Raw genomic sequence first — 6,299 nt, 5'->3', positions numbered from 1 at the left:
CGCTGACCCAGTCGCACACCGTAACCGGTGATCACCTTGGCCTTTTCCAACCGGGCCAGGCGCGAAGTAACGGTGGTCCGGGCGATGCCCAGTTGCCGGGCAAGCATGGCCACACTTTCACGGGCATTGATCTGCAAGGCGGCGATCAATTGGCGGTCGATTTCGTCGAGAACGGGCGGGCGAGTGTCAGGCAAAGGGGTATCTCCAGCGGTACAGAGCAATGGGCAGGCATATTACAGGCAGTCCATGCCCTCAACGGGTTAATTGGATGGACACAAATTGTCACTCGTAGTCGAATGCGCAACCAGGGGCTGTGAAGCGAGGGGATCGAAATGAAGAGCATGCCTGCGGCTCTGCGCGACTATGCACTGCAGATTGCCAATCACGAAATGGGGCATTACGTCGTAGCCCGAGCCCTGGGTTTTGAAACGGGTGATGTGACCCTGAAAGTGACCATGGGCCTGACGCATCATGGCGGGGCCTCCATTACCTTGACGCGGTCCATTTCGTCGCTCGAAGCCATGAAGGAACATTTGGAAGCCCGGATAATGGTCCTCTTCGCTGGCGCCATGGCGCAGACCTTGCCTGCAAAGCACTCGCCCGAGAAACGCGTCGATAAGTCGAAAGCGGCAGCCATCCTGAAAGGAGAGTTTGGAGCGGAGCAGGATCACGCAAAAATAAGAGAGTTGCGGTACTTGCTTCGAAATATCGCCTATCCCGATACGGACCCAGCGTCGTCTGATCGCATCATTGCTGAGCTGACAGACATTAATGATCGCTTGTGGTTGCGCACTCAAGAAATCGTCGAGGTGTTGGCCGATACGATTACTGGATTGGCGGGGCTTTTGGTGGAGCGCATGGTCATTGTGGAGCAGTGGGGGCGGCCGGCGGATACGTATGAGGTTGTGTTGACGGGGGAAGTGCTTGAGCGGTTGCAGCCGGTGCAGGCGATCCCTTCATTGGGTGTTTGGACGTAAGCTGATTGGCAGCGACGTCCGGAGAGTATCCCGTCGAAAAAAAGCCCAACAAGGCGGAAAAGTGCCCAAATGCGCCCATTACGCAATTCTCGGAGTTTGCCTACAACCTTGGCGGACGTCATCCGATAACCCGCCGTCCGCGCAAAATATAACCTAGACGACAGGCAGGAAAAATGACGCACGACCCGCCTCGGAGCCGCGCACAAGGCGCGATCTGATCCCGACAGGAAGACGCTGTATGTCCTTACCTCCCACGACTCAAGCCAGCATTGAACAGTTGCACCGAGACGTGGCTGCTTTGGCTGAAGACATGCGTAGCCCGGCCCCCACCGCGACCCGAGCGATACTACTGCCGTTCGGGCTCGGCGCCGCGCTGGCCCAGGTGACCTTTCATGTGCGCTAGATCCGTGCTGTCTAGGATCAGAATTAGGCCGCGCCCGCAGAGTTGGCAAGGCTGGTCAATGTGGCATTACACATTTCCGACGCACCTGGCCTGCGTTACAGCCGCCACCGATCATTTAGCAGTGATTTTGGCGGCATCTAACCAACGTTAGGAGTTACCAGTATGTTCAAAGTAACCCCCAATCCACCGGCAAGGTCCAACGCTAAGATCATCGATCAACGCGCTGTTGATCGACTGTTGTCCCATATGATTTTGGGTCAGAGACGGCACCGAGAAATCGTGCCAGGGCTTCAGTCCCCCTCCGTGAACCGCCGCCGCGTCAGGAAAAGCACCACGCCCAGCGGCACGGCCAGCAGTGCTAGCAGTTCCAGGTCAAAGCCCAGCACCTGCTGCTCACCAACCTTGAAGATGCTGACCAAGCCCGTTGCCAGCAGCGTCAAACCCAGCCACTTGCGCAACGGGTACGGTTTCAGAAACTGAACGAGGATCGCGCCCAGCACCAGAAGGACGATAGTTTGCATGATGTAGGGCATGTGCAGTTCCTCAGACCTTGATGACCAGCGTCACGACAGAGCGCTGTGGGCCAATCCCGCCATGGACCTCTCCCTCGATGCTGACCAGCACGTCACCTGCATGCAGGTTCGGCAGGGCCCCTTTGAGGTACCAGTTGACACCTGTCGTCACGACTGCACCTGAAGCCCAGCCAATGAGCGGCCCGCCCAACGCACCTACCTTCCCTGCAACGCCACCTGAGGCCGCAGCAATTCCCTTGGCGACGTTGCCGCGCATAGTGCTGATAGCATCGGCCTGCTGCCGGGTGAGGGGATTGGAAATGCAGACTGTCAGCAGGCATGGCAGGTTTCGAGCCTGCATTCGGTCGTACATATCGACGACTATGCTGTTGACTTGGTAATGGGCGCGTTTTGCTTCGCCAAAGTGCAGCTCGCGCAGGCGACCTCGGTCGCTTTCCATGAGGGTGATTTGAGACAGATTGAAGACGATCCCTTCCTCGGACCTGTACTGCGTGGTCTTCTCGAACTTCATGCGCGTATCCATTCGTGCAAAAAGACGATGATTTTCTACAAGCGGTGACTAAGATGCAAACCGTCTTTGATGTGAGGCCCCCAGGGAATTTGACGTCTGCACGGGTCTCATCGCCAGCTACCGCACCCCCGCAAGGTCAGTTTTCGGTCAGCGGCAACAGCGACGGCTCATTCGGCGTCCGAAAGTGTGCTGTGGGACCTGAAGCAAGAGAACAATAGCTTCGACCTGGATTCGGCTTACGATCAGTATGATCGTGCTCGGGAGATGTCAGCTGCGTTGGAGCTGGGCACTATGCTGGGACGGTACTCCTTCGCGGTGCCGGATGAGGTTGCACGCGGTGAGTTGCGGCTGTTGCGCAATCCAGAGGATGACCTGTAGGCCAAGGCACCTCCTTGAAGCGCCTTGGCGGCTGGCGAACCAGCACTGTACCTGAATTGTACCCTTGGACCCTGGGACTGTATCTGTGGTGGACCAGCCAGAAACGCGAAAGCCGCGCAATGCGCGGCTTTGGAGTTGGTGGGCCCACACGGACTTGAACCGTGGACCAAAGGATTATGAGTCCTCTGCTCTAACCAACTGAGCTATAGGCCCTCAGTAGGCCGCGGATTATAGCGATGGTTTCTCGGCTGTGCTATCCGAAAAATCCGATACGGCTATACGAAGAAACGTCGCGGCGAATTCGTCGGGGGAAAGTGGCAGGCTGACGATGTAGCCCTGGATCTGTTCGCAGCCTTCGGCGGTGAGGAATTGTTGCTGGGCGTGGGTTTCGACGCCTTCGGCGATGACGGTGAATTGCATGCTGCGGCCCAGGGCGATGATTGCGCGGACAATCGCCGCGTCGTGCGGGTCGTCCGGCAAGCCGCGGACGAAGGACTGGTCGATCTTGAGGATGTCCAGCGGCAGGCGTTTGAGGTAGCTCAGGGACGAATAACCGGTGCCGAAATCGTCGATCGCCAGCTGCACGCCCAGGCGTTTGAGTTGGTGCAGGACCGTCAGCGCTTCTTCGGCCTGGCTCATGATGAAGTTTTCGGTAATCTCCAGTTGCAGAAAATCAGGTTTGAGGCGGTTGTCCTTGAGCAATTGCTCGATCCGGCCGAGCAGGTTCGGCTGGCGTAATTGAGCGCCCGCCAGGTTGACCGAGAGTGGGCCGAGGCACTCATAGACCTGATTCCACTCGTACATCTGCTGGCAGGCAGTCTCCAATACCCAATCACCGATTTGCAGGATCATGCCGTTTTCTTCGGCCAGGGGAATGAAGTGCTCGGGGGGCACATCGCCAAAGGTTGGGTGATGCCAGCGAATCAGCGCTTCGGCACCGACCAGCCGATGATCCTTGAGGCTGATTTTGGGTTGGTAGTACAAAAACAGCTMATTGCGCTCGATGGCGCGTCGCAGTTCATGCTCCAGTGCCACGCGTTCGCTGGCMTGGGCGGTGAGGTCGCGGGTGTAGCTTTCAACCCGGTTACGGCCCTTGGCCTTGGAGCGATACATCGCGGCATCGGCGTTCTTGACCAGCGTGGCAACGTCGCAGCCGTCCTTGGGATACAGGCTGGTGCCGATGCTGGCGCTGATGAAAAACTCGTGCTCGCCGGCCTGGAAAGGGGCGCTGAAGCAATTGAGCAGCTTGGTGGCAATGTTGTCGGCATCGCTGGCCTGTTGCAGGCCGGGGAGCAGGATGATGAATTCGTCGCCACCCAGCCGCGCCACGGTATCGATATCGCGCAACTGCTCCTTGAGGCGTACGGCGATGCCTTTGAGCAGCAGGTCGCCGACCGGGTGACCGAGGCTGTCGTTGATGTGTTTGAAACGGTCCAGGTCCAGGAATAGCACGGCGCCTTGGCCACCGTTTTCCTGCTGGTTGTTCAGCGCGGTCAGCAGGCGGCTTTCGAACAATGTGCGATTCGGCAGGCCGGTCAGCGGATCGTGGTGCGCCTGGTAGTCGAGTTTGGCTTGCGCATGCTTGAGGCTGGAAATGTCCGCGAACACCGCGACAAAGTGGGTGATGAGTTTGTCCCGGTTGCGCACGGCGCTGATGGTCAGCCAGCTCGGGTAGAGCTCGCCGTTCTTGCGCCGGTTGGAAATCTCGCCTTGCCAATGACCTTCGGCGGTCAGTTGATGCCACATCGCAGCATAGAAGGCGCTGTCGTGCAGGCCCGAGGCGAGCAGGCGAGGGGTGTGGCCCAGTGCTTCGGTCTCGCTGTAGCCGGTGATTTCGGTGAATGCCCGATTGACCGCGCTGATGTGCTGTTGGGTGTCGGTGATCAAGACGCCCTCGGCGGTGCTTTCGAACACGGTGGCGGCCTGTTGCAGTTTTTCCTGCATCAGGTGTCGCTCGGTAATGTCCCGGGCGATGGTCAGCATGCAGTCTTCATCGCCGATGGGCAGTGGCCGGCTTGAAACTTCGCAGAGCCGGATCTGCCCGTCCTTGCGGCGGATGTGGCAACTGAAATCGCGGACGAAACCATCCCGGTGCAGCAATTCGAGCATCTGTTTGCGCTCGTTGAGATTGACCCAGATCCCCAGGTCCAGCGCCGACCGATCTACCGACATCGCACTGTTGAACCCGGTTATACGGCTGAAACCTTCGTTGACCTCCAGCAGCAAGCCGTCGCTCTGCCGGGACAGCAGCAAGCCGTCGGGGGAGGCGTGGAAGGCCTTGGCGAATTTCTCTTCGGAGGTTTGCAGCTGTTGCTGGGTTTCCTTGAGCTGACTGATGTCTCGTACGACGACCACCAGGGCCGGGGTCGTGTCGAGGTCGAAAGGCTCGGCAGAGATCAGGCCGGTAAACACCTGGCCATTGTTGCGGCGAAAGGGCATCTCCAGGTTGCGGATACTGCCGGCCTGCAATCGCTGCAGCAAACCCGGTCCCACGCCAGGAACGCCCCAGATGTTCAGGTCGGTGGCCGTCTGGCCTATGACGTCTTCGGCCTTGAGGCCGATCTGTTCCTCGAACGCTTCGTTGACTTCCAGCAGGCAGCCATCGGAAAGCCGTGCGATCACCAGAATATCCGGGCATTGCTGGAACACTGAGGCGAACTTCTGTTCCGACAGGCGCAGCGCCTCTTCGGTGCGTTTGGCTTCGCTGATATCGATCATCAGCCCGCGCAGGACCGGTTCACGGCCATGTTCGATCAGGCTGACGATATCGCGGACCCACAGGCAACGGCCATCAGCGGTGATGACCCGGTAATCGACGCTGTGATCGCGCCCGGCCGCCACTTCACGGTCGCAGAACGCCTGGGCCCGAGTGAGGTCCGCGGGGTGGATGATGTTGCGCCAGAAGCCCGGAATCAGCCAATGGGACAGGGGATAACCGAGGAGGTCCTGGGCGTGGGGCGACACGTAACTGTAGGTGTAATCGCTGATCTGCGCTTCCCAGGCGATGGCTGAAAGACTCTCCACCAGCCCGCGGTAATGGTATTCGCTGCTGCGCAGCTCCTGTTCCAGGTCGACCCTGCGGGCAATTTCCGAACTCAGTCGGCGATTGATACGGATCACCACTGCCAGCACGATCATCAGTGCCAATAGTCCTGGCAGGCCGTAAATCAGCACGTCGGACCAGAAGGTCYGATGATCCAGGACGTTACCGACCCAATGTTCCTGGATGGCGCTGATTTCACTCGGGCTCATGTCTGCCAGGACTTTGTCCAGGATACTGACCAGCAGCTTATTGTTCGGGGGGACGGCCATCGCCAATTGATAGCGGTAGGGCGTCTCACCGCTGACGTAGAGCCCTTCGAGCTTGAGCTGGCGCAGGCTCCAGACACTGGAGGCGAGATCGCCCACGACCGCGTCCACTTCGTCGGTAGCCAGCGCTTGCAATGCCGAGCTGACATTGGGCATCGCCACCAGATTCAGGTCGGGATGTTGGGTGC

6 protein-coding genes and 1 tRNA gene are annotated in these 6,299 nt (G+C 58.9%); 2 read left to right on the top strand and 5 right to left on the bottom strand.

Translation table 11 applies throughout. The annotated features are described in order from the left end of the window. On the bottom strand, positions 1 to 194 hold a 194-nt coding region (locus tag AC1DLB_RS18340), incomplete at its 3' end, for an Lrp/AsnC family transcriptional regulator (RefSeq protein ID WP_477785400.1). A 138-nt stretch (positions 195 to 332) separates the two neighbouring features. Between AC1DLB_RS18340 and AC1DLB_RS18335 the strand changes: the two genes are divergently transcribed. Both AC1DLB_RS18335 and AC1DLB_RS18330 read left to right on the top strand, forming a co-directional pair. After that, positions 333 to 977: a peptidase M41 gene (locus AC1DLB_RS18335; RefSeq protein ID WP_477743656.1), complete on the top strand. Its 645-nt coding sequence runs from the start codon at positions 333 to 335 to the stop codon at positions 975 to 977. Between the two features lie 238 nt (positions 978 to 1,215). Continuing rightward, positions 1,216 to 1,380 carry a hypothetical protein gene (locus AC1DLB_RS18330; protein WP_168206189.1) on the top strand — a complete coding sequence of 55 codons (165 nt, stop codon included), beginning with the start codon at positions 1,216 to 1,218 and terminating at the stop codon, positions 1,378 to 1,380. A gap of 290 nt (positions 1,381 to 1,670) precedes the next feature. On the opposite strand, the gene AC1DLB_RS18325 is transcribed toward AC1DLB_RS18330, so the two are convergent. The 4 genes from AC1DLB_RS18325 to AC1DLB_RS18310 all read right to left on the bottom strand — a co-directional run. Continuing rightward, positions 1,671 to 1,913 (bottom strand): hypothetical protein, encoded by a 243-nt coding sequence (locus AC1DLB_RS18325; protein ID WP_018928836.1) that lies wholly within the window; start codon positions 1,911 to 1,913, stop codon positions 1,671 to 1,673. A 10-nt stretch (positions 1,914 to 1,923) separates the two neighbouring features. Next, positions 1,924 to 2,424 (bottom strand): hypothetical protein, encoded by a 501-nt coding sequence (locus AC1DLB_RS18320; RefSeq protein ID WP_019580724.1) that lies wholly within the window; start codon positions 2,422 to 2,424, stop codon positions 1,924 to 1,926. Between the two features lie 514 nt (positions 2,425 to 2,938). Beyond that, a tRNA-Ile gene (locus AC1DLB_RS18315) sits at positions 2,939 to 3,015 on the bottom strand. A 15-nt stretch (positions 3,016 to 3,030) separates the two neighbouring features. Continuing rightward, a partial coding sequence (locus AC1DLB_RS18310; RefSeq protein WP_477785399.1) for an EAL domain-containing protein occupies positions 3,031 to 6,299 on the bottom strand: 3,269 nt, incomplete at its 5' end.

Source organism: Pseudomonas sp. 05N434 (assembly GCF_056396965.1).
This window is presented reverse-complemented; position numbering and strand designations above follow the sequence as displayed.

Excerpts from the sequence above, each read along its gene's own strand:
- AC1DLB_RS18335 (WP_477743656.1), top strand. The coding sequence starts at position 333 with ATGAAGAGCATGCCTGCGGCTCTGCGCGACTATGCACTGCAGATTGCC.
- AC1DLB_RS18330 (WP_168206189.1), top strand. The coding sequence starts at position 1,216 with ATGTCCTTACCTCCCACGACTCAAGCCAGCATTGAACAGTTGCACCGA.
- AC1DLB_RS18325 (WP_018928836.1), bottom strand. The coding sequence starts at position 1,913 with ATGCCCTACATCATGCAAACTATCGTCCTTCTGGTGCTGGGCGCGATC.
- AC1DLB_RS18320 (WP_019580724.1), bottom strand. The coding sequence starts at position 2,424 with ATGAAGTTCGAGAAGACCACGCAGTACAGGTCCGAGGAAGGGATCGTC.